The 23,723-nt window shown below is 44.2% G+C and carries 26 protein-coding genes; 11 read left to right on the top strand and 15 right to left on the bottom strand.

What is annotated here, in order from left to right:
* Window positions 1–6: 6 nt before the first annotated feature.
* The gene (locus CZ794_RS01265; protein WP_143515684.1) at window positions 7–534 is read left to right on the top strand and encodes a hypothetical protein; all 528 of its coding nucleotides are present in this window, start codon (window positions 7–9) and stop codon (window positions 532–534) included.
* A gap of 110 nt (window positions 535–644) precedes the next feature.
* Here CZ794_RS01265 and CZ794_RS01260 read toward each other — a convergent pair whose 3' ends face one another.
* Window positions 645–1,106, bottom strand: coding sequence for a DUF2846 domain-containing protein (locus CZ794_RS01260; RefSeq protein WP_087039826.1), 462 nt, complete (start codon window positions 1,104–1,106; stop codon window positions 645–647).
* Between the two features lie 371 nt (window positions 1,107–1,477).
* Window positions 1,478–1,840: a DUF503 domain-containing protein gene (locus CZ794_RS01255; protein WP_256958816.1), complete on the bottom strand. Its 363-nt coding sequence runs from the start codon at window positions 1,838–1,840 to the stop codon at window positions 1,478–1,480.
* Window positions 1,841–1,893: 53 nt separating this feature from the next.
* Between CZ794_RS01255 and CZ794_RS01250 the strand changes: the two genes are divergently transcribed.
* Together CZ794_RS01250 and CZ794_RS01245 are read left to right on the top strand one after the other, a co-directional pair.
* Window positions 1,894–2,682 (top strand): threonine/serine exporter ThrE family protein, encoded by a 789-nt coding sequence (locus tag CZ794_RS01250; RefSeq protein WP_087039963.1) that lies wholly within the window; start codon window positions 1,894–1,896, stop codon window positions 2,680–2,682.
* Window position 2,683: 1 nt separating this feature from the next.
* Window positions 2,684–3,136 (top strand): threonine/serine exporter family protein, encoded by a 453-nt coding sequence (locus tag CZ794_RS01245; RefSeq protein ID WP_087039824.1) that lies wholly within the window; start codon window positions 2,684–2,686, stop codon window positions 3,134–3,136.
* A 33-nt stretch (window positions 3,137–3,169) separates the two neighbouring features.
* On the opposite strand, the gene CZ794_RS01240 is transcribed toward CZ794_RS01245, so the two are convergent.
* Window positions 3,170–4,237, bottom strand: coding sequence for a hypothetical protein (locus CZ794_RS01240; RefSeq protein ID WP_087039823.1), 1,068 nt, complete (start codon window positions 4,235–4,237; stop codon window positions 3,170–3,172).
* Between the two features lie 56 nt (window positions 4,238–4,293).
* A complete protein-coding gene (locus tag CZ794_RS01235; RefSeq protein ID WP_256958815.1) occupies window positions 4,294–4,662 on the bottom strand; it encodes a hypothetical protein in 369 nt (122 codons plus the stop codon).
* A gap of 263 nt (window positions 4,663–4,925) precedes the next feature.
* Here CZ794_RS01235 and CZ794_RS01230 point away from each other — a divergent pair, with 263 nt between their 5' ends.
* Complete coding sequence (locus CZ794_RS01230) at window positions 4,926–5,135, top strand: hypothetical protein (protein WP_227681363.1); 210 nt, start codon at window positions 4,926–4,928, stop codon at window positions 5,133–5,135.
* 131 nt (window positions 5,136–5,266) lie between these two features.
* Here CZ794_RS01230 and CZ794_RS01225 read toward each other — a convergent pair whose 3' ends face one another.
* Both CZ794_RS01225 and CZ794_RS01220 read right to left on the bottom strand, forming a co-directional pair.
* The gene (locus tag CZ794_RS01225; RefSeq protein WP_087039821.1) at window positions 5,267–5,875 is read right to left on the bottom strand and encodes a GNAT family N-acetyltransferase; all 609 of its coding nucleotides are present in this window, start codon (window positions 5,873–5,875) and stop codon (window positions 5,267–5,269) included.
* Between the two features lie 92 nt (window positions 5,876–5,967).
* Entirely contained in the window at window positions 5,968–7,575 is a 1,608-nt protein-coding gene (locus CZ794_RS01220; RefSeq protein ID WP_087039820.1) for an FAD-dependent oxidoreductase, read from the bottom strand.
* 233 nt (window positions 7,576–7,808) lie between these two features.
* Between CZ794_RS01220 and truD the strand changes: the two genes are divergently transcribed.
* Window positions 7,809–9,050, top strand: a complete 1,242-nt coding sequence (truD, locus tag CZ794_RS01215) for a tRNA pseudouridine(13) synthase TruD (protein ID WP_256958814.1) — start codon at window positions 7,809–7,811, stop codon at window positions 9,048–9,050.
* Window positions 9,051–9,216: 166 nt separating this feature from the next.
* On the opposite strand, the gene CZ794_RS01210 is transcribed toward truD, so the two are convergent.
* The gene (locus tag CZ794_RS01210; RefSeq protein WP_256958813.1) at window positions 9,217–10,515 is read right to left on the bottom strand and encodes a diguanylate cyclase; all 1,299 of its coding nucleotides are present in this window, start codon (window positions 10,513–10,515) and stop codon (window positions 9,217–9,219) included.
* A 335-nt stretch (window positions 10,516–10,850) separates the two neighbouring features.
* Window positions 10,851–11,732 (bottom strand): PHP domain-containing protein, encoded by an 882-nt coding sequence (locus CZ794_RS01205; RefSeq protein ID WP_087039819.1) that lies wholly within the window; start codon window positions 11,730–11,732, stop codon window positions 10,851–10,853.
* A gap of 189 nt (window positions 11,733–11,921) precedes the next feature.
* On the opposite strand from CZ794_RS01205, the gene CZ794_RS01200 reads away from it, so the two are divergent.
* From CZ794_RS01200 to CZ794_RS01175, 6 genes are all read left to right on the top strand, one after another.
* Window positions 11,922–12,473, top strand: a complete 552-nt coding sequence (locus CZ794_RS01200; RefSeq protein ID WP_087039818.1) for an inner membrane-spanning protein YciB — start codon at window positions 11,922–11,924, stop codon at window positions 12,471–12,473.
* A 125-nt stretch (window positions 12,474–12,598) separates the two neighbouring features.
* The gene (locus tag CZ794_RS01195) at window positions 12,599–12,940 is read left to right on the top strand and encodes a YciI family protein (RefSeq protein WP_087039817.1); all 342 of its coding nucleotides are present in this window, start codon (window positions 12,599–12,601) and stop codon (window positions 12,938–12,940) included.
* Window positions 12,937–13,383, top strand: a complete 447-nt coding sequence (locus CZ794_RS01190; RefSeq protein WP_256958812.1) for a hypothetical protein — start codon at window positions 12,937–12,939, stop codon at window positions 13,381–13,383. Before CZ794_RS01195 ends, CZ794_RS01190 begins: the two co-directional genes overlap by 4 nt.
* Before the next feature lie 131 nt (window positions 13,384–13,514).
* Entirely contained in the window at window positions 13,515–15,578 is a 2,064-nt protein-coding gene (gene mnmD / locus CZ794_RS01185) for a tRNA (5-methylaminomethyl-2-thiouridine)(34)-methyltransferase MnmD (RefSeq protein WP_087039816.1), read from the top strand.
* A gap of 82 nt (window positions 15,579–15,660) precedes the next feature.
* A complete protein-coding gene (locus tag CZ794_RS01180) occupies window positions 15,661–16,086 on the top strand; it encodes a secondary thiamine-phosphate synthase enzyme YjbQ (protein WP_087039815.1) in 426 nt (141 codons plus the stop codon).
* Window positions 16,046–16,795: a hypothetical protein gene (locus CZ794_RS01175; protein ID WP_256958811.1), complete on the top strand. Its 750-nt coding sequence runs from the start codon at window positions 16,046–16,048 to the stop codon at window positions 16,793–16,795. Before CZ794_RS01180 ends, CZ794_RS01175 begins: the two co-directional genes overlap by 41 nt.
* 130 nt (window positions 16,796–16,925) lie before the next feature.
* On the opposite strand, the gene CZ794_RS01170 is transcribed toward CZ794_RS01175, so the two are convergent.
* The 7 genes from CZ794_RS01170 to ffh all read right to left on the bottom strand — a co-directional run bounded on the left by CZ794_RS01170 (window position 16,926) and on the right by ffh (window position 23,415).
* Window positions 16,926–17,537 (bottom strand): DUF4112 domain-containing protein, encoded by a 612-nt coding sequence (locus CZ794_RS01170; protein ID WP_256958835.1) that lies wholly within the window; start codon window positions 17,535–17,537, stop codon window positions 16,926–16,928.
* A gap of 40 nt (window positions 17,538–17,577) precedes the next feature.
* Window positions 17,578–18,495, bottom strand: coding sequence for a 4-hydroxybenzoate octaprenyltransferase (ubiA, locus tag CZ794_RS01165; RefSeq protein WP_087039959.1), 918 nt, complete (start codon window positions 18,493–18,495; stop codon window positions 17,578–17,580).
* 34 nt (window positions 18,496–18,529) lie between these two features.
* The gene (locus CZ794_RS01160; RefSeq protein ID WP_087039812.1) at window positions 18,530–18,769 is read right to left on the bottom strand and encodes a hypothetical protein; all 240 of its coding nucleotides are present in this window, start codon (window positions 18,767–18,769) and stop codon (window positions 18,530–18,532) included.
* Between the two features lie 80 nt (window positions 18,770–18,849).
* Window positions 18,850–19,743, bottom strand: coding sequence for a class I SAM-dependent methyltransferase (locus CZ794_RS01155; RefSeq protein ID WP_087039811.1), 894 nt, complete (start codon window positions 19,741–19,743; stop codon window positions 18,850–18,852).
* Window positions 19,744–19,950: 207 nt separating this feature from the next.
* On the bottom strand, window positions 19,951–20,793 hold the full coding sequence (locus CZ794_RS01150) for an undecaprenyl-diphosphate phosphatase (RefSeq protein ID WP_087039810.1): 843 nt from the start codon (window positions 20,791–20,793) through the stop codon (window positions 19,951–19,953).
* Between the two features lie 84 nt (window positions 20,794–20,877).
* The gene (gene tsaB, locus CZ794_RS01145; protein ID WP_087039809.1) at window positions 20,878–21,579 is read right to left on the bottom strand and encodes a tRNA (adenosine(37)-N6)-threonylcarbamoyltransferase complex dimerization subunit type 1 TsaB; all 702 of its coding nucleotides are present in this window, start codon (window positions 21,577–21,579) and stop codon (window positions 20,878–20,880) included.
* A gap of 291 nt (window positions 21,580–21,870) precedes the next feature.
* Window positions 21,871–23,415, bottom strand: coding sequence for a signal recognition particle protein (gene ffh / locus CZ794_RS01140; protein ID WP_087039808.1), 1,545 nt, complete (start codon window positions 23,413–23,415; stop codon window positions 21,871–21,873).
* Window positions 23,416–23,723: the final 308 nt, after the last annotated feature.

Here is a 23,723-nt window from a genome sequence, read left to right as displayed (position 1 = left end):
AATCATATGCTGAGCAACCCTATAAAATCTCATCAAGAAATATTAGTACAGTGTTGGTATGACAAAACAGACATAGAGTCAATTACTCAATGGGCTGATACATTCGTTAAAAATAACGACCATATTCCTGAGGAAGTGTTTGAAATTTTTTATGCACCTAAACACCATTTTGAAGATATTCTTTTTAGACTAACTGTAGCAGCTGAACCAGATTTTTCACCGCAATCATTGAGTGCGGAAATATTAGCGGCTAAATACCTGATCAATTTAATTAAAAGATATTTAAATGATGAAATTACTCCTCTAGATATCTGTAGAGTGATTAACAATATTGATTATGGTTTCATGAACGCTCCGAGACATTTACCTAATAACGTTGCATACTACCCTTGTTGGCTTGGCAATTTATACAGTAGTTGTGATTGGTGTGATGAGACGTGGACAAATAGCAATGCGCCTCACTTAAAACAAGATTTGGAGAATCAGTTGCCTCATATTAGTGAGTGGATTAACAGTAATAGTCAGTCAAATTAAAAAGCTATTTTGTTTTGAACCATTAAAAAAGCATCAGCAATTAAGCTGATGCTTTTTTGAGACGTTAACAATGACTTATGATAGTTTAGCTCATAATAGAATAAAGCCTATTATTTGCTACATTTACCTTTTACGCCTAGCTTAAGCTCTGATATCGCTTCTTTACCTTCAGCTTCTGAAACCAATTTTAGTCCAGCCCCGCCGACAAACACACCTGGCTTAATGTATTGCTTAATAAAATAGTTTTGACCCGCAGTAGTATTTACCATCAAATCGTTTGGAGAAAATTCGGACTCAGTAGAGACTTTATGTGTCGTATTTCCTTGCACTTCTTGATGAAAAAATGTTCCGCGCGCTGTCTCACCCACACACTCATCATCAATCCAAACGTCTTTCTTCAAACTGGCACCCACGACACTGTTAGAACGATAAATATACAATCCTGCTTTATCGTTCGCAGGCGGTTGAACCTGCTTTAATAAATCAGATACTTGCGCTTGTTCTGTAGGAATAGAAGCACAACCAGCAAATAGGACTGAAGTCATGGTTAAAAAAGCGATTTTTTTTAGCATAATATTTCTCTAATAATAAAGTTGACCTGACTGACAAAATTTTAATGCCATTGTGGTTTATCATAGAGAAATCAAATCTTAGACTACATAACTCATTACTAGCTTGACGCTTGATTTATAAGCTATAAACGTCTAATGCGATCTCTTTACTTGAACTATAATGTATAAATTTTGTTACGATACAATACAGATTATTTTCTTAAAACTCAACATAATTTATCGATATTTTCTTATGTTATTTCAGAAATGTATTTTTTATTAGGCTCAGGTGATGCCAATAGATCAAAAGTAGTCACATCATGGTCACGGGGCATAACTTGGTCGTGATTAAAATGGCAGATTAGGTGTTAGTTTTCTATAAATGCCACTTCCTAAATAAACTCCCTCTCCACATTCATCACCCGCGCATCCACTATCCGTTCTAGCTTCTCTTCAATTTGACTACACTGCGACTCAACCTCACGTTTGGACAATCCGACGATCACAAACGTCCATTCGCTGGCGTCATGGCGCGCGCGGCCGCCGCTTTCACAGACGGCGACGCTTGGCGTATTGCCAAAGCGCGCATGCAAGCCGCCCATACGTTGGCGCTTTTCTTTTAGTGAGCCACAGCCGGGCAATGAAAACGTCAATGTCAAAATAGCGATATGCATTTTAAGCTCCTTACCAAAAAAGCTTATAATAGCAGCCAATATAATATTCAGTAATGTCTGATATTGTCTGCGCGTCAGCATGCATACCCTTTATAATAGCGTATCAATCGCCAACCAATTTGCGTATCTCACCCATGACCTCTATCAGCTACGTCAAGCAGCAGCGCATTACTCGACTATGCGTACGCTGCGGCTTACTCCTCATGCAGTATGGCGCTGAGTCTGCCGTGGTGGTGGACTTATCCAAACGCTTGGGGCTTGCCTTGGGTATGAATAGCGTCGAATGTTCGCTGAACTTCAACGCCATTACCCTGACCACCATCTGTGATGAACGTTGTATCACTACCACCAGAGACACGATCAACCAAAGCATAAATGTAAATTTATTGGTGCAAATCCAGCAAATCATCAATAAAACCGAAGCCACCGTAGATAATACCGACTTGATTGACCGCACGACCCTTGCGTTTGATGAGTTGGATAAAACTGTGTATCCAACGTGGCTGGTGAGCATCTTTGTTGGCGCCTCTTGTGCCGCGTTTGCTTATTTAAATGGCGGTAGTTGGTCGATTACGGCGGTGACCTTTATAGCGGGTATGGTGGCGATGTTCACCCGTATCTATCTGGCCAAACACCACTTTAACCCCTTTATCACCGTCATTGTGACCGCTTTTATCGCCTCGCTCATTGGCGCGACGACCTATTATTTTGATATTGGCAATAATGCTGACATTGCCGTGGCTTCTAGCGTATTGCTACTGATACCGAGCTTTCCTTTGATCAACTCTTTCTCAGATATTTTAAAAGGCTATGTCAATATTGGTATTGGTCGTGCGGTGTTTACCTATATGCTAACCTTGTCAGCGTGCGTTGGCATCGTGATGGCGCTGGTATTACTGCGCATACAGCACTGGGGGTTTTGAGATGTGGTTCATTGAGACGGTTGTGCTTGCCTGTATCATTACGCTTGGTTGGACGCTGATGTTTAGCGTTCCCAAACGCTATATTTTGCCGTGTTTGCTCATGACGGCTTTTGGGTTTGGGTTAAAAACAGCGCTTGTTTATCAGCATGTCCATCTGGTGATTGCCAGCTTTTTTGGGGCGATGCTTGCCAGCTTCTTGGGCGTGTATTTTTCTAAGAAATATACCCTACCGCCCAAAGCACTCATCTCACCCAGCGTCATCTGTATGATGCCTGGTATTGCCGCTTATAAGGCAATGGTCAGTATGGTGCAGATTGGCTATTTTGGTTTTTCGGACGAGTTATTTAGTCAAATGATGGTGTATTTGTTTGAGGCATTGTTTGTGACGTCTGGTTTGGTGCTTGGCTTGTCTATTCCTGGACTGTTATTTTATAGACGCCGTGCGATTGTATAAATGGCAGAATGGCTGTCATCTACTCGATTACGCTTATCGAACTCTGACGTTCTTAAACTGAGCAAGATTGTCCAAGCTGCCATGCTGACTTCTAGGCTGCGATTTTAACAAAGTGGTTTTATTAGACTGTTTTACTGTGATGCCTTTTTGGTTGATTTGATAACGCACGGGCTTGTTGATAAAACTAAGCGTTTGCGTTGATGCATCATAGTCGAACCGACCATTATAAAACAGCTCAACTCTACCGCGTTTGTCTGCAAACACATAAAACAACTGCTCGCCGTCAGTGTCATTACTATGACTGCTGTCTAGCACCATTTTTTTACCGTTTTCCAAATCAAACCTGTAAACAAAAGAAGATATCTCATTTTCTTCTGAGTGATCAGTCGGTGGTAGCATTTCATAGTTCTCTACCAGCATTTTGCCATTTACTTTTGTTTGTTCAGTGATAGAAACCAATCCTCTATCGTTATACTTTTCCTCAATGATATGGACAGCTACGGGTTTATTATTGATCACTTTATACTTTGAATATTGATGCCACGCCGCCCCACTTTTGGTCATGGTACTCAAGGTTTGGCTGTCTTTATCAACGTCAAAAAACCCGCAATATCCTTGTGCCAATTCGGTAAAGGCTTCGCTATGAGCAAATGTAGCGCCTTTCTTTAAATACACTTGATAAGAAGGCCCACCGTAGCACCCATTGCGCCCATCTCTCAGTGCCAAGTCTTTTTGCCCATCAAAGTTAAAATCCTCATAAATCAATACGCTGTGTTCTCCGTACGGGATACTGACAATATTGGCACTGATTTTTTTACCCAGCTGACGCTCTTGACTGTTATCTAGCTCATAATCTATGTCAATGTCGGCAGGTTGGCTTATTAAGATTTTTTTGGTCTTGGTATCGATAATATTGATGACACTATTTGCTTCGCTGTCTTCATCGTTTATAGGCTTAATAACGGCATCATAATCATCCGAAAAACCTTGGATTTGATACGTTTGCGCCACGGCAGGACAGATTAGACAAGGTAAAAAAAGAAATGCGGCTGGTAAAGCGGATGCCTTAAATAATTTTTTAGGGATAAAAGAGAGAGTCATAGATATCCTTAACAATATAAGAAAATTAAAAAGCGACAGATCACACGAGTATATTATTAATCCTCCAAGGCCCACTCACCATTTACTTTAGACAATTTAAAGCGTGTCTTATCGATTCGGCTAGTACCAGCAATCGTCTGTGTGATATCGGCTGTACACATATACGTGTTCCAGCCTTCTGTCGTATCACAATTGATATTTTCGATGCGTTCAAGTTTTGGCATCATGCGCGCCATCATACTGCTCATGGCTATTGCTGTTTTATCATTGCCTGCATTTGCCACAGCCTCACTCACTATCTGATCGCCTTGCTTATATTGAGCGATGATGAGCCCCTCAACGATACTTTCAGAAGGCGGACTCGAACATGCCGTAGATAGTGAAATCAATAACGCTATCACGGTCAGTTTTTTTACCTGCTTCACGTCACTTTCACTATGGTTATAAAGTTAATTGAACTATATATAATTAACGCTCAAAACCCAATCTAATTTCAAGCTATTTGTTTGGCTTGCAGTCTTGCCCGTTTTTTAGTTTGAGGACAGGTTTAAAAACTACTCGTATCGTCGATTCAATTTGAAAGTGTTATGAGGCAAATGCCATAACATTTTATAGTGGCGTGACTATACTGACAGCGCAATCCTATTACTGCTATGATGCGTTTAACAATGACGGTTGAGAGATAATTGTGTGGCAGGTCTACCTTTTTATATTGCCGATTGGCCTTGGTATCATGACGCTGGCAGCAAGCTTGTTGTTTCTGTTTGCCTACCTCATGTCGGATGACAATGCCACGCGCTTGCCAGCGTTTAACTGGTTCAAGCGCTTAATCATCGTGGCATTTATTTTACTGAGTATTGGGTTATTTATGACCTTTGGGTATTTTTGGGGTCGATAAAGATATAACCTGTTTTATATAAAAACACACATGACAATGTGCTACTGATATACATTTTTCTTGCTTGCTGTGCCTTCGGTGACAGGGAGTGCGTAAAATATATCCCAGTAATATGTGTCTTTTATAGAACATCAGCGATAGGATGACTCGCTCACCATTTTTTCTAATTCTAATAACTCTAAATCTTGACGCTTTGGCTCGCCGTTATTGCCATCATTAGGAAACGGCATTTTATGACCATTAAGCTTGTAGCCACGGCGCTGATAATAAGCCAATAGCTCAGGGCGATGACTCAAGATAGACATGGTCAGACGCGCGGGGTTTTCATGCGTCAATTGCGTGCCCGACTGCAAATGGCGCTCTGCAAATGTCTCTGCCGCTTGCAATATTTGATGGCCAACGCCCTGTCCTTGCAGCTCAGGATGGACGGCAAACATACCGATATAGGCGCTTTTATTGGATTGGTCATCGACTTTCATATCTACTGCAATGCAGCCAAGCAGCTCCCCTGTTTCCTCTGCATCCCGCTCGCCTGTCGTCGTCTTTGGATACACAAAAAGATAGTGTTTGGGATTAGTAATGGTGCTTGCCAGCTCATTGGGGGTAATGCGAATGCCGCCAATTAAATCAGCTTCATTGGTCCAGCCTTCTGTCTGCCGGTAACAGCGATTAAGCAATGTCTCAAGAGCGTCGATATCATCTGCTTTTGCTTGACGCAAAAACACAGTGTCTTTATTCATATTATTTTTATCCCTTTATTCTTTACTTATTAAAAAGGCTGACCTAAGTTATCAGGTCAGCCTTCATAGTAATATACATTGTCTGTCAAATACTAGGACAACAAGGCATTCGCTTGCTCAATGATATCGAATCCAGCATTGATTTGTGCGCGCGTGGGTGCATGACCACGGCGGAGCAGCTCAGAGAAAGCAACCAATTCTTTATCACGTCCAAGTGAGCTTGCTGCACTGGCGCGTGTGTCCGCGCCTTCATCATCAAAATAGTATTCGATGTAATCAAGATCATTCGGTGCGCCCAGTAAGATACCTTTGTCTGGCGTTGCCGCATGACCACTATAGCGTAGGCTTTTGCCATATTGCGCCGTCCAAAAGAAAGGAATGCGACCTTCGAGTGAGTCGACAGTCTCATCGTTCAATATCACAGCTGCCGTTACCAAGCCATGCTGCAATGCCACGCGCCAATGCTCAATACGCATACGTCCCATCTGAGTGGGCGCTTTAGCGATATCCCCTAACGCATAGACGCCATCACGCAATTGCAAATGACCATCAACTTGTACGCCATCAGGCGCATTAACCGCATCCAACAGCTCAGTACGTGGCGAGACTCCAGTACCTAGGATGACGATATCGGCTGTAAGCGTACTACCATCTGATAACGTGACACCACTGACTGAGCCACTATCATCATCAATCGTCTCAACCCCAGCGCCAAACGCAAATTTAACGCCTTTTTCCTCGTGCAGATTGATTAAAGCATTGCTGACCGCTTCAGAGACAATGTTACCCATCACGCGGCGACTGCGGCCCACGATGGTGACAGAAGCGGCATTACCTGCTTGTATCAATGCCGAAGCCGTCTCCATGCCGATAAATCCTGTCCCAACGATCACCACATGCTTGCCATCACTAGCAGTTTTGATGGTCTTTGCGTCATCCATACTGCGCAGGGTATATACGCCGTCAAGCTCCGCCCCTTTAAAGGCAGGTTTCTTAGGTTCTGCGCCTGTCGCTACTACTAGAAAGTCACCCGTCTGTTGCTCGCTATTGCCGTCATTGTCTGTCATCACGATGCTGCACTCATTCGGCAATACCTCACTGACGACTTGATTTAAACGCAGCTCAATATTATTTTTGCTGGCCCAATCCGCACCGCCCAACAGGAGCTTGTCTTCACCCATCTTGCCTGCCAAAAACGCTTTGGATAATAAAGGACGATTATAAGGTGCGGTGTCATCAGCACTAATTACCGTAATTTTACCGCCATAGCCCATTTTACGTAATTGATCCGCTGTCATAAATCCAGCACCGCCACTGCCCACAATAATAGTCTGGGTGTCGGTCAATTGGTCATTATTGATTTGCTTGTTTATTATTGATGAGGTGTCTACAATCAAATTGTCGCTATTCTCTGTTAGCTTATACTGAGTCAGGCCTTCCATCGCTACTGGCTCGAGTAGCGTGCCATCTCGACTGTCAAAAGTACCATGATGCCATGGGCACACCACACGATTGCCGCAGCGTAGCCCGTCACCTAAGTCTGCACCTGCATGCGGACATTTACCGTCAAACGCGCTAAACTCATTCTCGTTATGAGTGATTAAAATGATACTATCGTCATCTTGTTTGTAAGACTTCATCCCACCATTTGGGATGTCGGCTTTACTGATGGTGACTGTCGGAATCGTTGTCGTGCTCATGGTTTTTCCTTAATGGTTATAGTTATAATCGATAAGCCTATGTTAAGGACGGTCGTGTCAAATGAGCCACCTTCAAATCCAAAACAGTATCGTTATCGATAATAACAATATCCGCAAGTCAACCATGTTTTTTTGTATACTTGCTGCGTTGCAAAACGTAATATGTCGCGGTTTACTCACTCTCTCAAAACATATAATCCAATAAAAACATACTCAAATTAAAAGACCTTATTATGATTTCTCAAGATGACACCACACACGTGACAACCAACTCTCCCTCCACTTTCCCAGAGGCTGCATCCAATAGCTCAAATATGGATGTCTCAAATATAAATATCACAGCTGCCACCGACACCGCACAATTACCGCAGCCAGTCAAACCACCGTTAGCCCAAGCGAGCTACAAAACCCACGCCACAGACTTTATCGTCAATGAGATATTGCCGTTAGAATTTACGAATAATGGTGAGCATTTGTGGCTACACATTCAAAAATCTGGCGTAAATACCGCTTATCTGGCCAAACTATTGTCAGAGTGGGCTGACATTCCATTACGTGATGTGGGCTATTCAGGGCTCAAAGACCGTCATGCGGTGACAACGCAGTGGTTTAGCCTACGAATACCAAAAAAGCAGCTGCCCACGACTGAATTTGCCCCTATAGATATCGGCGACAATGAATCAGTCACCATTCTCGCTCAGCATTGGCACAATAAAAAACTGAACCGCGGCACACATAAAGCCAATGAATTTATTATTACGTTACGCAACGTTCGATATGAAGCAGGTTTGGAGAATACGTCTGAGCAAACACACCTTGCTAAGCAGCATCTCGAACAGCATTTAAAAACTATTAGCGAAACTGGCGTTCCCAATTACTTTGGGCCGCAGCGTTTCGGTCGTGAAGGTAATAACGTGAGAGAGGCGTTGGCACTGTTTGCGCGTCCACCACGCGACGCTATGCCGCAACCGAAAAAGAGCAAACGCAAGCGCGTACCACGTGAGCAGAACACGATGGAGCTGTCTGCCGCGCGTAGCTTGATATTTAATGAGATATTGGCAGCGCGAGTCCGTGATGGCAGTTGGAACGCAGGTCTAGCAGGTGAAGTATTTAACTTAGATGGGTCAGGGTCAATATTTACTAGCGAAGAGGTAGATGACACGTTACGTGCCCGTCTTAACAGCGGTGATATTCATCCAACGGGCGTCTTGTGGGGTACGGATAATAATAAGGTCAGCGCAGCAGCAGCTATTATCGAAAACAGCACTGTCCAAAACAATCCACTACTATTGCAACTGGCAATAGGCTTAGATAAACGCGAGGTAAAGGCGCAACGACGCGCGCTGCGATTGCCTATCGAGGCACTATCTTGGCGCTGGGATGACGAGGAGACCTTGGTTCTGAGTTTTACGCTGACGACCGGTAGCTTTGCAACCAGCGTTTTAGCAAGCGTGGTACAGCAACTAACCACCTAAAAATCATCAAGGCTATTGTGTAATGAGTTCAATATAAAAGCGAGTCAGCGTGACTGGAATGCTTCTCTTTAAACGAGAAATTTTGCAGTATCTGTCTACGAAGAGACAGCAGCATTAGCATACAAGATATCTGTTCTATTTAGAATCGACTCTATATAGTGTCGGATTATGTGCCATATAAAGAGGTTGTTACTCCTTCTTTTGCGGCACACATCTCATTGGCACTGACCACTTGGTTGCGACCACGATCTTTGGCTTCATAGAGTGCCTTGTCTGCTGCACAAATGAGACGCTGACAAATATCGTCAGGAAGCTGCTTGATTGGCGTCTTGCTGTCATTTGTTTTGCTCATGCTCGACTTGGCTTTCTGTGATTTTATAAATGGATTTTTCTCTTCTCTTCGAACTTTTGCTTCATATAATCGCTTGATACGTTGGTGCTCATCGTGAGCTAGCGTGTATACACCAAAGCTGGCAGTCACACTAAAAGCCATATCGTACTGAATCATGATGACGCGCTTAGCAATGCTCAGCCGTAGCTGTTCAGCTATAATCATTGCGCTGTCATGTTTTGTATCGGGTAACACAATCAAAAACTCTTCACCGCCATAACGGCTAATAATCGTTTCCTCATCTAATGACTGCAATAGTGCTTGTGCCACTTCCGCTAAAACACGGTCACCCACTTCGTGGCCATACTTATCATTGATTTCTTTAAACCAATCTAAATCCAATAAAATGACGCTAAAGTCTTGCTGATCTTCTATAGCGATCAAGGCTTCTTTCATTTGTATCAAACCATAGCGGCGACTTTGGAGCTGTGTCAGCTCATCTTGATTGGCATGCTGCAGTATCTCTTTTTTACTGGCATCCAATATCAGCAGTAAGGTACGAAAGGTATAAACAATAAAAATAGCTTTGGGCAATGCCATATAAAGGTGAGTGGCACGCCAAAAAAATGCAGAAGAAAAACGCAATTGACTCAACGCGTCCCAGCTTAACTTACTGTTTTGCAAAATAGAATTATAAATATTACTTTCAACTGACGTGACTGCGCTATAGCCCATATAAGTATAGGTCACGACAGGAAACGCATTAGCGTTAGTGGCTGTCTGACGCAACGTGGGCAATACAAATCCAAAGTAAGGAAAAACAGTAAATACCACAATCAAGACGATATGACCTAAAAACGCTTTCCATACATAGCGCCGGCGTATGAGCATCATCGCAAGCATCGCTCCGCCAACCAGTGATACGCCTGACACCAAGCTACTATGACCCATGACTAAAATAACCACAGCAATATAAATACTGTAGACCGCTACCAAAACAGCTTGCCATTTATGTAGCGAATGGCCGTCTTTTCTTAAGGGTGACCAACGGCTTGCCATCCAAAAAAAGAAGAGACCTGTCAGGGTCACCCCGATCCATGAAGGATAAAGCAGATCCATGTCCACAGAAGACACATAAACATCGCGCTGCCACCAAACAAACACCAAAGCCAATGTGAAAAGACTTCCATTAAGACAAACAGTGCCAGTAGCGACGCCCTATCAGCAGCTTGCCACTCAAAAATCACTCGCGAGAGTTTTTTGTAGCCTAGATGAGATATTGATATAGCCATAAAGGATACCGCGGACCGTGAAAAACAACCTACGATTAATACTGTAGATTAAGAATAAGACTTATATAGATTTAAGCCAACTCTTCATTTGATTGATGGGTGCGCCAATGCATGACAGCCTGCGTTAAAGGATGCGACGTTTGGGAATAAAAACAGCCTGTCGTGCTATCGCTTTGGCTAAGACAAGGCGGCGAACGACTGCCAGATACCCTGCTGTTCTGGGTTAAGTTTTGGCACATCACCCAACCGTCGCCATGGCATGTTGCTTCCATGAAAGTCACTACCAATAGAGGCAACTAAGTTATGTTCAGCGATACTACGATCGACCATTTTGCGGGTACTGACAGGCTCACTACTGGCGGGTAACTCACAACCATCACCGCCAAGCTGCGCAAACTCTTCAATAAGCTTACGTACTCTGGTCGCTGAAAGTTGATAACGCGTTGGATGCGCCAGCACAGCTTTTCCACCACACGCATGTATCAATTCAATACCATGCTCCATGGTCAGTGCTTCGATAGCGACATAGGCAGATTTATTATCAGCCAAATACTTATCAAAAGCCTTTTGCACTGTTTTGACATGACCGTGTTCGAAGAGTACTTGACCGATATGAGCACGACCTACCGCTTGTGGATTGCCACCTGCTTTATCGAGTATCGCTTGCCACAGCTCATTATAATCGACCGCCAATAGTGCACTGAGCTTCTCTGTCATCTTCTGTCCACGCGATGCTCGGCTATCTTGCAGCTGCTGCAAAGTTTGATGCATTTTTTCGCGATCGGTAAAATCAAGCCCAAGCACATGGATGATTTTATTGGTGGATTTATTTTTACCATAACCACCAATCAGTGTATGCTCACAGCTTATTTCAACGCCGTTGATAAGCTGTATGTTGCAGGCTTTTGCCGTCTCGCTCGCCTCATCAATACCTGCTAGCGTATCATGGTCAGTCAATGCCAATACATTGACGCCAGCTGCGTGGGCACGCTGTACCACTTCTGCTGGTGCATAGGTACCATCAGAGCAAGTACTGTGACAATGTAAATCGATTTTCATAAAGCTGGCCTTAAAATTTTGAAGATAGTGTCAATCTAAATAGATGTTAATAATGAATATATTATCATTAAAGTACATGATAGGCGGCTAAGGCACAGCATATAAGATGATTATAGTGTTGATTGCTTTTTTTTGGCGCAGTAGACGTGTAAACTACCCCATACGTTTTTGTTGGACATCCTATCTGTTATGAAAGCCTTACTAGACTTCATTCCTTTAATTGCTTTTTTCATTGCCGCTCGTCATAGCGGTATTTTAGCGGCAGCTGGTGCATTACTTATCGCCACTATTGTCATCTATGCTATCCATTTTGTGCGCCAAAAAGGCAAATTCGATAAGCAGCAATGGGTTGTCTTGCTACTCACCATTTTGTTCTGCGGTGGTACGTTGCTCTTGCGCGACGATATCTATCTGCGTTGGAAATCACCCATCATTAACGGCATTTTCGCTTTTACCCTCTTCGTCAGTGCAGCTATCAACAAACCTTTGATGCAGCTTGCAATGAAAGAAGTGTTTACACTCACCTTAAGTGGCTGGAAAAAGCTGACCGTTGCTTGGGCTGTATTTTTCGCCTTTATGGGCGTATTGCATTATATCACAGCATTTATGATGTCTGATGAGGCGTGGATTAACTTCAAAACCTATGGCTGGGTTCCCATTATGCTGGTGTTTGTCATTGCCCAATTTTTGGTATTGAAAAAACACCTCAACCCAGCATTGACTGATAAGACCACCAAATAATTATTATCTTATAATAATTCGTTATTTCTAAATTCTAAAAGTGACAATGATTAATCACGAATATTGATTGCAAATATTACTAAAAGAAATGGCGCGTTACTTTCATTATCTACTGAGGAAATACTATGGCCTTATTTGCCATTATTGGTCATGACGTTGCAAACAGTAGTGCGCAGCGTCAAATAACACGTGCCGAGCATGTCGAGCGTTTGCAAGCATTGGGTCGCGAGCAGCGCCTTATTATTGCTGGCCCAACACCCATTGAGCATGGTAAAAGCGAGATGTCAGGCAGCCTAATCATCGCCGACTTTGAGTCGCTTGAGGCCGCAAAAAAATGGGCAGGCGCTGAGCCTTACTTACGTGATGGCGTATATAGTCATGTCGATGTTAAGCCGTTTGTGCAAACCCTGCCAGCACCCCATGATGCGACTGATAATGCGTCATCAGCAAAGGTAGCGGCGTCGTGAGTCAATGGCTACTAAACCCTCGCGCTTATCTTACTGTTTATAAAACTGGTATGACAAGCGTCATGCTATTTATGGCCGTATCAGTCAATGCTGCTCCGACGACGAACGCTGTTGACGCCACTGCGCCAACTTCAGCATCAACGACGCCAGTACCAGCTGAACAACAAGCAACAACTGCTAATACGGTGGCTGGTACTAGTAATACGTTGTTAGCCGCACAGCTACAGCCGTCTACCCAATCACTTTCTGATGCCAACCAAGCGCTTTTAAGCCGCAATGCCCAGCTTCAGCGCGAAGTGAATGACCTGCAAACTCAGGCCAATGTTTTGGTTTATGAGAGCAAAGGACAACTGTTTTTATATGGTGCCTTTACTGTTTTGATCAGCTTATTGGTTGGTATTTTTATCTCTTGGTTGGTGTTTATACGCCGTGACCGTTGGTAGTCCTGATTGTTAGTGATGTAGATTGCTGGTGATATGGATCGCTTTTCATAAAACAACCGACACGCGAAAACCTACCACTTTATAAAACGTACTCTTCTTTTTTAACGCCTCATACCGCTAAGAAACTTGCCATGCCTACTACTCAAACCGATGAAACATTGAGCGTCATTACGCCAGCCAATATCGACTGGCAAACGGATGATACGGGCAATAAGGTACCTGTATCAGGTGAGTTTGGGGATGTGTACTTCTCGCACGCCGATGGTCTGGCAGAAACACGTCACGTATTTTTAACGCACAACCAATTACCAGAACGATTATCAAAGCTTGCGCCGCAGCAAAGCTTTACGATTGCCGAACTGGGTTTTGGGACAGGGCTGAATTTGTTGGCAACTTGGCTGCTTTGGCGTCAGTTACGCCGCATGCACCCGCATTTAGCCACTGCTCGATTGCACTTTATCACCACTGAAAAACACCCAATACCGCTTACAGACCTGGCAAAAATACTTGCTCTATGGGCACAGCGCGCGCCTGAGCTGACAGAACTGATTACGCCATTTTTAGACGCTTATCCGCCTCTTGTCGCAGGCTGTCATCGTCTGAATTTTTTCGCTGATAATTTAACGGTTGATCTGTGGTTTGGCGATGCCGCTTCTAGCTTGACCAAGCTATTTTTAGACAAATCAAGCGAGCCTGCGCCTTTTGTGGATGCTTGGTTTTTGGATGGCTTTGCTCCTTCGTGTAACAGCACGCTATGGGCTAAGAATATCTTTGCGCAAGTGCAACGTTTGTCGCGCCCAAGCACAACTGCTGCAACTTATAGCTGTGCAGGCGTGGTCAAGCGCGCCCTACGTGCATCTGGTTTTGAGATTAGCAAGGTTAAAGGGTTTGGTCGAAAGCGTGAAATGCTCACAGCAGTCATGACAAATGCTACCTGCTCAGAGAATAATAGAAGCAAACCAGATATAGCTTCTGATGCCATAGGAGTTGATAGTAGTGATCGCGCCATTCTATCTGAGTCCCACATCGTTGTCATTGGGGCTGGTGTCTCAGGATTATTCGCCGCTTGGTCGCTGGCCAATCGCGGCATTCAAGTCACGCTAGTAGATAAATCTGCACCTTTAGCAGGCGCATCAGGCAACCCTCGTGCCTTACTTGCGCCCAAAATGACGCCTATTCATCATGTCGATGAGCATCTGCACACTATCTGTTATCTCTATAGCAGTAGAGTATACCGACAGTTTAATGACATGGCCAAAGTAGCAAACATATCGCCAATCATTGAATCGACGGGCACTCTGGATTTGCTCATGAAAGCCAATATCGGCATAGAACAAATCGCTGATTATCCTAACGATATGGCAACAACGTTATCACCTGAGGAGGCACGCAATCTCAGTGGCTTAAAAGAACAGGATTTGGCGACAAACTTGTATTTACCACACGCAGGCTTGGTCAATCCACAAACCTTAAAGCAGATTATATTGCTGCATCCGCTTATCCGTTTTCAGCAGTTGCATGTCGACAGTATTGATGAAACAGAAACTCAGGTCTCGATTCGTGGCGTAGACAAAAACAAGTCTGCCCTTACTATCAACGCCGATAATGTCGTGATTTGCGCCGCTTTTGAGAGTCATGATATTGATGAGCGTATTTTTGATTGCCGCAAGATTCGTGGGCAGCTCTCTTGGTTTACGCCTACGGCAGAACAACTCGCTGATTTACCCAAAATACCGCTCAAATACAGTGGTTACTGTACATTATTTACCGCGCAAACAAGCGACAATTCCTTCAATAATGGGGCAGCTCACCAGCCTCAATTTTTATTGGGCGCCAGCTTTATACGCAATGATACCGATACTCAAATTCGTCATGAAGAGCACCAGATTAGCCGCGACAAGCTCGTTACCGCTATTCCTGAGATGAGCGCTATCATTCCAACGGATACCAGTTTGTGGCAAGGGCGCGCGGGCGTTCGTACGCAAACGCCTGATTATCATCCCATTGTCGGACGATTGAACGACAGCAAACGGATGTGGGTCATGAGCGCGATGGGCGCGAAAGGTTATGCTTTGGCACCCATATGTGCCGATGCACTGGTAGATATGATGACAGGCACGTTTGCCCCTTTATCAGAGGCCATGCTTGCACGGCTTTCGCCAACCCGTACCCGTTTGCAGACGCCACTCGTTTAGATTGAGTTGAGTCATCGCTTTCAACCGCGGTGACTATCTTGTAGTATTCATTGTAAAGCCGTTGATAATAATGAGAAGCTACATGCCCTACCATCAAACCACCCTTACTTTGCCTGCCCATACACGCGGTATTCATATCATTACACCAATAATTGAACAAGGAATTGACACGCTAATACCTGATGCTTCTTGTGCTGGTTTGGTACATCTATTTTTACAGCACACCTCAGCCAGCCTTGCTATCAATGAAAATGCGGATCCTGATGTCAGACTGGATACCGAGGACTGGCTACACAAAATCGCGCCAGCCGATCAACCAGAGTATCGCCATACATTAGAAGGCTCAGACGACTTACCTGCCCATTTCAAAAGTATGATGCTTGGCGTCAGTTTAACAGTACCGCTTATCAATGGCAGGTTGGGTTTAGGCATGTGGCAAGGTGTTTATTTATGCGAGCATAGACACGATGGCGGCCAGCGAAGACTCATCGTTACCATCAATACCTAATAAGATATACCCAGATTCAACAGATGACCAAACGCCATTTATCTCATTATTTTCTAAAGCACTCAATGGACAACACATTATCATGAAGATTCACGCTTCCAATACTTCAAAACTCAAACGTTACTATCAAATAGTGCCTGCGGTTTTTTTAAGTGCACTAATCCTCACAGCCTGCCAAAAAACGCCAGAGCCTGAAGCAGCTGAAGAGACGCCAGTAGAAACAACAGACCAGACAACACCTGTGACGACCAATATCAATGTCGCTGATCCTAACGATGATAATGCAAATGAGGATACTGCTTCGTCAGCAGACCCAGAGCGCGATGTCAGCCTAACCCAGTTAGAAGACAATCTTGAGGCTACGGATGCTTCATCAACGAATGCAAGCGCAGCACCAAGTCCTGAACAAGCAATCAAAGGCGCCCAGATTACTGACGTGCGTTATAAAAGTGCTGCAGGAGAGTCATTATCTGTCGTATTTGAGACGTCAGCAGCAGGCTTGCTCAATGCCATTGTTACCCTGCCAAACAAACCAAAAATGACACTCACAGCACCTGAAGGTCAAGGCAACAATCCTACCTATCGCTCAAGCGATGGCAATACTCAGCTGGTCAGTCATGCAGGTGGTGGCACAATTGATCTCATTCAAAACAATAAAATCACAAGTTTTGATGCTGTCAGTGCTGATGCTGAAGTTGTTGCGGAATGATAGGAATAAAACGCCTTGATACCAACGCTTATCCAGTCCAGCTATTATGTAAAAAAGCAGCACACGTCGGTAACGTGGCTGCCTTTACTATGATATTGGATAGAATGAACCGACCATATTTCAACTACGATTAACCAAATCCAGTGGTGGTTCCAAACAAACCCACAAGCCAGCTGATACCAGCCCACAGACCCCAGCCGATTATTACAATAAATATGAGCCCAAGAATATCGGGGATATGCAAGTATAGCCAAGCAACGAGTGGATTGCGCCAAAAGCCAGCTTGCTGCTGTTTGTCTTCTAACGACTGATGCAAAAACGGTCGATCCATATGCATCACATCCGTAATACCATACTCATCTTGTAAATGTTGATGGACGATGTCCAAGGTCTTACGACTAGGGCGAATGAAGATGTCTAATAGCGTGCCAATGCCAGGCACAATGCCAACAACCATATCAATAAGGGCTAACCTAACAGCAGGGGTCATTTTGTGTGCAGGCACACCCAGCTGCCGACCCAATATAAACGCATAACTGGTCAACACCAATCCTGCCAAGTCACCTGCCAATGGAATGGTAGAAAGCGCAGAATCAGCCCCTATTCCTTGCTTGGTAAAAGGGACTCGTATTAGCGAATCCATGATATTGGCAAACTTTGCCAGTTTACGTTCAGTTGCGATGACTTGTTGACGTGTCAGTCCTTGCGCCGCCAATTTCGCCTCATAATCAGCAGTAGACATGCCTGCGCGCGGCGCTCTTGTCCTCTTTAGCTTTGAGAACCTATCCATTAAACGTGGTCCACATGCAGGCAATAGCGATAATGGCAAAGGCATAACGCCCTACCCAAATATTGGCCAAAAATGCCTTGAAGCATGGGATGGGCTGGCGACTGGCACAAGCACTATTTTGCTTAGCAAACATCATCGCTATCAATCCCAAGCCAAATATCGGAATCATACTCAAGCTGGTTGGCTCAAAGTAATGCCACAGTACTGCGCCCATGATGAGTAAGAACAACATCTGTAAGATAGAAATGATAATCACATCATAACGACCAAACAATATCGCTGTCGATTTGATACCGATTTTTAAATCATCATCGCGGTCAGCCATTGCATATTGAGTGTCATACGCCACTGTCCAGCACATATAAGCAAAGAATAATAACCAGCACCAAATATCTGGTGTGCCTTGTACCGCCACATATGCCATCGGTATCGCCCACCCAAACGCCGCTGCCAAAAATACTTGTGGCAACTGGGTATAGCGTTTCATAAAGGGATAAATAAAGGCCAGTATAATGGCACCAAACGACCAATAGAACACTTCAATAGGCAAAAATAACAACAGACTGACGCTTAGGATAACCAATACCAAAAAGGCAGCAATGGCTTCTTTTGCGGACAAACGACCATCGGCCAATGGTCGATTTTTTGTGCGGGTCACATGACCATCAACTTTGCGATCAGCAAAATCATTGATGGCGCAGCCTGCTGCTCGCATAAATACTGCACCCAGTGCAAATAATATAAAGATTTTAAGCGTGGGTAGACCTGCTGGCATCGCTTGCTGCTGCGCTTTACCCATTGCCGCTAGCATGACTCCCCATAGCGTTGGCCACAGCAATAGCTCAATACCGACAGGTTTATCAAAACGTGTCAGCTGCATATAAGCGTAGAGCTTATCGGTGAGCGTCATAGATGAAGAATCTTGTATCATTGTGTGCTGGTCCCTATATTTTCTGCCATAAGCGATTTGCTTCTATCAGTGATATTTCAGGATATTGTCTGCGCAATGATTTGATGGCGGCAATTTTTTCTTTTTTGGCGGCTTGTTGACGCAAAAATGCCAGTTGCTCTTGCGGATTACTCAGCGCTTTTAGACGCGCTTCTAGCCGAAGAATTCGAGTACGCAGCATAATATTGATGACCAATAAAACGGCACCCATCACCCAAATAATCAGCGCTGACATTTTTTACTCCTAAATTAACGTAGGCGTATCCAATACATCCATTTATTGTGTTAAAGCAAAACCGCCATTATACAAAATGGCTATGAGACAAAATAGCCATCAAAACGCACCGCTTCGTTGTGCCAACACTCACTTGGCGCTTGGTGAGCAAGTTGCGGCGCAAACTGGGGACGCTTGACTACCACTCGACCCGATGGTTGCTCATGATGACTGACCACAGCAAGCGCACTTTGTAGCAATTGCTGCTCCTCATCTGAAGTGGGTGGACGCGCCAGTTGATGCAAGGCTTGCATGTGTTTGCCAACTTTAGCACCCTTTCCTGTCTTGCTATCTTGATAGCTGTCTTCTGGAAACATAGGATCTAAATATACCACATCGACTGCCCGATTACTCTCAGAGATGGGCACGCTGTTCACACTTGCAAAATAACTGAGGGCATCGGTATGTATAATCTGCAAACGTGACATAAGTTTTTGCCAATTTGCTACCGCACTCATGCGCTGCTGCTCTACTAACAGTAGCAACGCCATCAATGGTTGCTGCTCAAGCATCACTACTTGCGCACCCGTACTGGCCAATATCAAGCTGTCGTGTCCAAAACCAGCAGTAGCATCGATGACCTTGCTATCCGAGGTGATTTTGGCAGCTTGCAACAATAATTCTGATTTGCGACCCGCGCTTACCACACGCCTTTGTAACTTATCCCACTCAGGTGCCACGCTTAGCCCATTACTGAGCCATGACAATGCGTTTTTATCATCCAGTATTAGTATGGGCTGAGTCGACGTCTGACTCAATTGCTGACGACGTTTTTGAGTCAGTTTTTCTATGGACGGCTCCGTCTCCAAAACGATGGGTAATTTGTGTTCTGCTATCAGGGCTTTGAGATTTTCAATCTGTATTTGCTGCGATTCGTTGGCGTAGACGAGTTGACAGCACATAAAGACGCGTGATTCTGGTTGTAAATTGGTCATGATAGCCACCTCTTTTTCGACGGACAATAAAAACACTCAAAAAAACAGTGCCACTGGCGTCAATTTTCATTACTTCTGATGTGCAAGACACATCATGAGCAAAGAAAATTCATACCAGTAGCACGTTGTTATCCATATGGCTACGATTTACGATTCATACATCAACTCTATTTCACATGAATCATAGAAAAATAAGACACTGACAACCTAACCTGTCATTTGATACCCAAATCCCCAAGCGGCGATTAAGACGATAACACCCGTGATAATGCGCAACCACGCAAAGATGGTAAAATCACGGCGACTCACCCAGGCGACCAATAAGCGAATACATAATAGTGCGACCACAAAAGACACTATCGTTCCTATTGCTAACACTGTCCAATCCTCACTACTGCTCAGCACGTCGCCGTGTTTGAGTAAGTCGAGTAGCGCGGCACCCACAATGACAGGTATACCCAAAAAGAAAGAAAATTCTGCGGATGCCTTGCGCGATACGCCAAGCCATAGAGCACCAATAATAGTGGAACCTGAGCGCGACGTGCCTGGTATTAAGGCAATACATTGAAACAAACCGATAAGCAGCGCTGTTTTTAAACTGACATCTTCCGCTTCTTGCGCAATGATTTCTTTAGGTCGTTTCTCAACATAAAATATCAATAGCCCCCCAATAATGAGCATGATGGCAACCACAATCGGATTGAACAAATAGGCTTTGATCTCATCAGCAAAGGTAAAGCCTACGATCATAACAGGAATCGTCGCTACAATTAAGCTCAGCCCAAGCTGTCTTGGATTGGCCATGCCTTCTGCTTTACCTGTTATGAGGCCCATCAACGCTTGCCACAGTCTGCCCCAATAGTCATATATCACTGCCAAAATAGCACCAAGCTGTACCACGACGACAAACAGATCCACTTTTTCTTTGGTCCAAAAGCCCATCACATCTGCTGATAGAATCAAATAACCGGTACTTGAGATGGGTAAAAACTCAGTGATACCTTCAACGATACCCATGATGACAGCTTGAATTAATAAAATAATATCCACGATGGCTTTCCTAGACAAAGATATACCGATGGTTCAGTATAGTTTTTAGTATGTTCTAATATTTTTGAGGGGCAATGACAATGATTAAGCCTTGCCTTGCTCTTTTAACGTTTTCCATGCTTGATTGCGCAAATACTTGGGCAGTGCATTGGCTGCATCCGTACCACCCGAAATAATAAATTGAGCAATACCCAGCTGACCTATAACCACTGCATCTGGCCAGACCTCTTCATGACATATCTGTTCGCTCTGAGCGTTTAGTAGCATCGAGCCGTTGCCAACGATAGGCAGATTAAGTGCTGTCTGACTGTCATAATCGAGTAGTTGCTCATTGCTGTCGCTAGCGTCAATGGGCACAGGTTGCATGACAGCTTGGCTTGTTTGGCTGTTGTCATCTATTTTATAGTGACCAAAATAAACCTGCTGCATACGCGCATCAAGAGCGCTATATACCTCGCTCAATCCATATTGCTGATAGGCTCGCTGCGCTATCGCTTGTAAACTTGAGACGCCCACGCAAGGAATATCATGCGCTACCGACAACGCTTGCACCACGGCGGTATTGATACGTATACCACTAAAGGCACCAGGTCCTCGGTTAAATATAAGGGCAGTGATATCGGCAAGCTTTACCTGAGCTTCTGATAGCGCAGCATCAATCATAGGAAGGATTTGCTGGGTTTGTTGGCGTTTGCCCGTTTCGGTATGACTCGCCAGTACGTGACCATTCGAATCTAAAACTGCGACCGAGCACTGATCGAACACGGTATCCATTGCTAAAAACATCACAACCTCGGCTTTTACTTTTGGCGTTCTAAATGGGTTTGTCAGCTATTGCTAATTATTTATACTCATTGTGAATTGCTTTACTGCAAAAATACTGACAGGGTAAAACAGCGCCTATCATAGCATTTAGGGCAGGCTATTTTTATCACTTTCTACTTTTTTCATACTTTATCCATGAGAACCTTTTCAAATTAGACAAACGTAAAAAAACCTCAAAACGGTCTCCGCTTTGAGGTTTTTATTAGAAATAAGGATCAAAAGACTTAAATGCAGATATTACCCATTAAAGGATTAAAAACGGGTTTTAAACTTCTTGGGTGCTTGGTTTTGCATGTCCTGGATTTGCTTTTGCATCTCTTCAGTGCTTGGCATATTGTTAGGGTCAAGTCCCATTTGTTTTGCCATTTGCTCTGGATTCACATCTTTAGCGCCGCCTTGCTGACCGCCACCAAATAGAGGACCGCCACCGCCGCCAGCGCTGCCGCCGCCCATTAATCCTTGCATAGACTTCATCATTTTACTGATGCCTTCAGGTTTTGAGATCATCTTCATCATTTTTGCCATTTGCTTGTGCTGCTTGAGCAAACGATTGACGTCTTGAATCTCACGACCTGAACCCGCAGCAATACGGCGCTTCCGGCTTGGATTGATTTTATCAGGGTTCTTACGCTCAAATGGCGTCATAGAATTAATCAACGCTTCCATTTCACGCACTTTTTCTTCTGGTTTGGCATCTTCGACCGCTTTTTGCATATCAGAGCCGCCCATACCTGGCATTTTATCTAAGAAACCTGCCATACCGCCCATGCTCTTCATTTGCTGGAACTGGGTCAATAGATCTTCAAGGTCAAAATCACCACCCTTCTGCATCTTTTTCGCCATTTTTTCGGCTTTATCACGGTCGATTTTTTGTTCAACTTCTTCGACCAAACTCAGTACATCACCCATACCAAGAATACGCTGGGCAATACGCTCAGGATGGAACAGCTCTAAGGCATCCAACTTTTCGCCGCGACCCAAGAATTTGATTGGCTTACCTGTGATGGCGCGCACAGAAAGTGCTGCACCGCCGCGAGCATCGCCGTCAGTCTTGGTTAAGATAACACCAGTCAATGGCAAGGCATCATTGAACGCTTTGGCAGTATTGGCTGCATCTTGACCAGTCATGGCATCGACGACAAACAAGGTTTCAGAAGGATTGACCGCCGCCGTTAGCGCTTTGATCTCATCCATCATGTTGTCATCGATATGCAAGCGACCTGCCGTATCGATAATCAAAATATCTTGATACTGGATTTTAGCTTCTTCGATAGCACGCTTGGCAATATCGATTGGATTTTCATCCGTGCTTGAATTCACAAACTTGGCATTCACCTGACCGGCGACTTGCTCAAGCTGCTTAATAGCGGCTGGGCGATAGACGTCCGCAGATACCAACATGACTTTTTTCTTATGACGTTCTTGTAAGAATTTTGCCAATTTACCAGCGGTGGTCGTTTTACCAGCCCCTTGCAAACCTGCCAGTAGATAGACGACAGGGGGTTTACCCGTCATCTCTAACTGCTGGTTGGCGCTGCCCATCATTTCGGTCAGCTCGTCATGGACAATTTTGACAAACGCTTGTCCTGGTGCCAGCTCTTTTAACACCTCTGCACCAAGCGCTTGCTCTTTGACACGCTTAACAAAGTCACGCGTGACAGGTAACGCCACGTCAGCTTCTAACAATGCCATACGTACTTCACGCAAGGTGTCTTTGATATTGTCTTCAGTCAGTTGTCCAGTGCCCACGATATTGCGGAGACTCGACGATAAACGTTCTGTTAAGGTATCAAACATAAATAACTCTCAGTTAAAATCAGTTAAAATAATTCTTTGTTGAAATCGATTTTAGTAAAACCAATCAAATGGCTTACCAATAATATAAGGGCATGCATCATAATATTTTAGATTGGGTTTCTAGATACGACATTATAAAAAACAGTCTATTATCAACACTATAGCATTAAGATGATCTAAAAATTACCATCGTTTTGTCAAAGGCTTGAGCATTTGAGCGGTCACTATCGCCTACTGGGCTGGGTTCAGATGGACGTCGCTCAGCATTTATAAGGAATACGTCATAAGATGGTACTCAATTGATCCCC

The sequence above is a fragment of the Psychrobacter sp. JB385 genome (assembly GCF_900163785.1).
In the GTDB taxonomy this organism is placed as follows: domain Bacteria; phylum Pseudomonadota; class Gammaproteobacteria; order Pseudomonadales; family Moraxellaceae; genus Psychrobacter.
Note: the sequence above shows the minus strand (reverse complement) of the source record. Positions and strands in the feature narration are given on the sequence as shown.

What these genes read in the sequence shown, in the direction of transcription:
- CZ794_RS01265 (WP_143515684.1), top strand. Translation starts at nt 7, where the DNA reads ATGCTGAGCAACCCTATAAAATCTCATCAAGAAATATTAGTACAGTGT.
- CZ794_RS01260 (WP_087039826.1), bottom strand. Translation starts at nt 1,106, where the DNA reads ATGCTAAAAAAAATCGCTTTTTTAACCATGACTTCAGTCCTATTTGCT.
- CZ794_RS01255 (WP_256958816.1), bottom strand. Translation starts at nt 1,840, where the DNA reads ATGCTGACGCGCAGACAATATCAGACATTACTGAATATTATATTGGCT.
- CZ794_RS01250 (WP_087039963.1), top strand. Translation starts at nt 1,894, where the DNA reads ATGACCTCTATCAGCTACGTCAAGCAGCAGCGCATTACTCGACTATGC.
- CZ794_RS01245 (WP_087039824.1), top strand. Translation starts at nt 2,684, where the DNA reads ATGTGGTTCATTGAGACGGTTGTGCTTGCCTGTATCATTACGCTTGGT.
- CZ794_RS01240 (WP_087039823.1), bottom strand. Translation starts at nt 4,237, where the DNA reads ATGACTCTCTCTTTTATCCCTAAAAAATTATTTAAGGCATCCGCTTTA.
- CZ794_RS01225 (WP_087039821.1), bottom strand. Translation starts at nt 5,875, where the DNA reads ATGAATAAAGACACTGTGTTTTTGCGTCAAGCAAAAGCAGATGATATC.
- CZ794_RS01220 (WP_087039820.1), bottom strand. Translation starts at nt 7,575, where the DNA reads ATGAGCACGACAACGATTCCGACAGTCACCATCAGTAAAGCCGACATC.
- truD (WP_256958814.1), top strand. Translation starts at nt 7,809, where the DNA reads ATGATTTCTCAAGATGACACCACACACGTGACAACCAACTCTCCCTCC.
- CZ794_RS01205 (WP_087039819.1), bottom strand. Translation starts at nt 11,732, where the DNA reads ATGAAAATCGATTTACATTGTCACAGTACTTGCTCTGATGGTACCTAT.
- CZ794_RS01200 (WP_087039818.1), top strand. Translation starts at nt 11,922, where the DNA reads ATGAAAGCCTTACTAGACTTCATTCCTTTAATTGCTTTTTTCATTGCC.
- CZ794_RS01195 (WP_087039817.1), top strand. Translation starts at nt 12,599, where the DNA reads ATGGCCTTATTTGCCATTATTGGTCATGACGTTGCAAACAGTAGTGCG.
- mnmD (WP_087039816.1), top strand. Translation starts at nt 13,515, where the DNA reads ATGCCTACTACTCAAACCGATGAAACATTGAGCGTCATTACGCCAGCC.
- CZ794_RS01180 (WP_087039815.1), top strand. Translation starts at nt 15,661, where the DNA reads ATGCCCTACCATCAAACCACCCTTACTTTGCCTGCCCATACACGCGGT.
- CZ794_RS01175 (WP_256958811.1), top strand. Translation starts at nt 16,046, where the DNA reads ATGGCGGCCAGCGAAGACTCATCGTTACCATCAATACCTAATAAGATA.
- CZ794_RS01170 (WP_256958835.1), bottom strand. Translation starts at nt 17,537, where the DNA reads ATGTCTACTGCTGATTATGAGGCGAAATTGGCGGCGCAAGGACTGACA.
- ubiA (WP_087039959.1), bottom strand. Translation starts at nt 18,495, where the DNA reads ATGACGCTCACCGATAAGCTCTACGCTTATATGCAGCTGACACGTTTT.
- CZ794_RS01160 (WP_087039812.1), bottom strand. Translation starts at nt 18,769, where the DNA reads ATGTCAGCGCTGATTATTTGGGTGATGGGTGCCGTTTTATTGGTCATC.
- CZ794_RS01155 (WP_087039811.1), bottom strand. Translation starts at nt 19,743, where the DNA reads ATGACCAATTTACAACCAGAATCACGCGTCTTTATGTGCTGTCAACTC.
- tsaB (WP_087039809.1), bottom strand. Translation starts at nt 21,579, where the DNA reads ATGTTTTTAGCAATGGATACCGTGTTCGATCAGTGCTCGGTCGCAGTT.
- ffh (WP_087039808.1), bottom strand. Translation starts at nt 23,415, where the DNA reads ATGTTTGATACCTTAACAGAACGTTTATCGTCGAGTCTCCGCAATATC.